The organism is Micromonospora sp. NPDC002411 (assembly GCF_053592955.1).
In genome coordinates, this window is record NZ_JBSFBM010000623.1 from 1 (window position 1) to 1,538 (window position 1,538).

At 70.0% G+C, this 1,538-nt stretch carries 2 protein-coding genes and 1 pseudogene; 1 reads left to right on the forward strand and 2 read right to left on the reverse strand.

Going from position 1 to position 1,538, the window contains the following annotated elements; genetic code table 11:
• Together ACWCO3_RS34530 and ACWCO3_RS34535 are read right to left on the reverse strand one after the other, a co-directional pair.
• A pseudogene (locus ACWCO3_RS34530) lies at positions 1 to 308 on the reverse strand (hypothetical protein); the annotation flags it as partial.
• A 57-nt stretch (positions 309 to 365) separates the two neighbouring features.
• Positions 366 to 827, reverse strand: a complete 462-nt coding sequence (locus tag ACWCO3_RS34535; RefSeq protein ID WP_145784766.1) for a MarR family winged helix-turn-helix transcriptional regulator — start codon at positions 825 to 827, stop codon at positions 366 to 368.
• 49 nt (positions 828 to 876) lie between these two features.
• Here ACWCO3_RS34535 and ACWCO3_RS34540 point away from each other — a divergent pair, with 49 nt between their 5' ends.
• On the forward strand, positions 877 to 1,398 hold the full coding sequence (locus tag ACWCO3_RS34540) for a VOC family protein (RefSeq protein ID WP_145784765.1): 522 nt from the start codon (positions 877 to 879) through the stop codon (positions 1,396 to 1,398).
• Positions 1,399 to 1,538: the final 140 nt, after the last annotated feature.

Genomic DNA, 1,538 nt, shown 5'->3' on the forward strand with positions numbered 1-1,538 from the left:
TCGAATCGATTGAATGACCCGTCATAAAGGAGCAAAGGGCGATATTCCCGGCTGCTTTCAGCCTCTTGCAGCCGGGTCGTGGCCGCGTACGCGAAGGCGGCCCAGCCCCGGGCGGAGTGCGGCTCACCGAGGGCGACCAACACCCGCGCCTGGAGGCTGGCGGCCTCGGCCAGCTCGGTGGTGGCGTTGGCCGGGCGGGGGTCGGCGTCGGTGAGCGCGTCGGAGAGGAGCTGCTGCGCGCCGGCCAGATCGCCAGCCGACACGAGGTCGTGCGCCTGATCAGTCAGTTCACCGAAGCCGGAAGACACGCCCCATCGTGCTCATCCGACGACGGTAAGTACAAGACCCGCGCCGGTGTCGATTGGTCAGGATCCGGTCAGGTGCTCGGCCAATGTCTCGCTGATTCGCCGCAGTTGGTCCACCTGGGCGGGGCTCAACGCGTCGAACAGGTGTCGGCGTACCCCCTCGACGTGGCCAGGGGCGGCGGCCGCGAGGGTGGCGAAACCCTCGTCGGTGAGCATCGCGATCTGCCCGCGCCGGTCGGTGGGGCAGTCCTCCCGGCGCACCCAGCCGGCGGTCTCCAGTCGGGCCACGGCGTGCGAGAGCCGGCTGCGTGACGACCCGGCGGCCTGGGCCAGCTCGCTCATCCGTAGTTGCCGACCGGGCGCTTCGGAGAGTCGGACCAGGATCTCGTAGTAGGCGTGCGGCATGCCCGCGTCACGTTGCAGCTCTCGGTCGAGAGTGTCCATCAGCGCCCGCGACGCGGTGAGGTACGCGCGCCACGTGCGCTGCTCGTCGGGGTCCAGCCAGCGCGTCATGACCGCCATCATACCCCCGATAGTTGAACGTTCAACAAAATCGCGCTAGCATCGGGTCATGGGTATTCACCGGCTCAACCACGCGGTCCTCTACGTCAGTGACCTCGCCCGCAGCGTCGCGTTCTACCGCGACGTGCTGGGCTTCCGTGCGGTGGCGATGACCCCGGACGGCTTCCGCGGCGCCACCTTCCTCCAGGCGCCCGACTCCACCAACGACCACGACCTCGGCCTGTTCGAGATCGGGGCCGGCGCCGGGCGGTCCACCGCAGGCCGGTCCACCGTCGGCCTCTACCACCTCGCCTGGGAGGTGGACACCCTCGACGAGCTGGCCGCCACCGCCGAGCGGCTCGCCGCCGCCGGCGCACTGGTCGGCACATCCGACCACGGCACCACCAAGAGCCTCTACGGCAAGGACCCGGACGGTCTGGAGTTCGAGATCGTCTGGCTGATCCCCGCCGACCTGCTCGACGACAGCGCCCTCGCTGCCCGCAAGCAGATCACCCGGCTCGACCTGGACGCCGAGCGGCAGCGCTACGGCGGGCAGACCAAGGGTGGGGTGGGGATCTCCGTCCCGGCGTGATCGGTCGTGAGGTAGAACGGACCGATGTCGACCGACCGCACCACTGACTTCCTCCGCGAGCTGCTGGTCCGCCAGCTGACGACCTGGCTGCCCGCGGCCCTGCACCGCTCCCGGCGGGCCACCGTCGCGATCGCGGGCAC

Excerpts from the sequence above, each read along its gene's own strand:
- ACWCO3_RS34535 (WP_145784766.1), bottom strand. The coding sequence starts at position 827 with ATGGCGGTCATGACGCGCTGGCTGGACCCCGACGAGCAGCGCACGTGG.
- ACWCO3_RS34540 (WP_145784765.1), top strand. The coding sequence starts at position 877 with ATGGGTATTCACCGGCTCAACCACGCGGTCCTCTACGTCAGTGACCTC.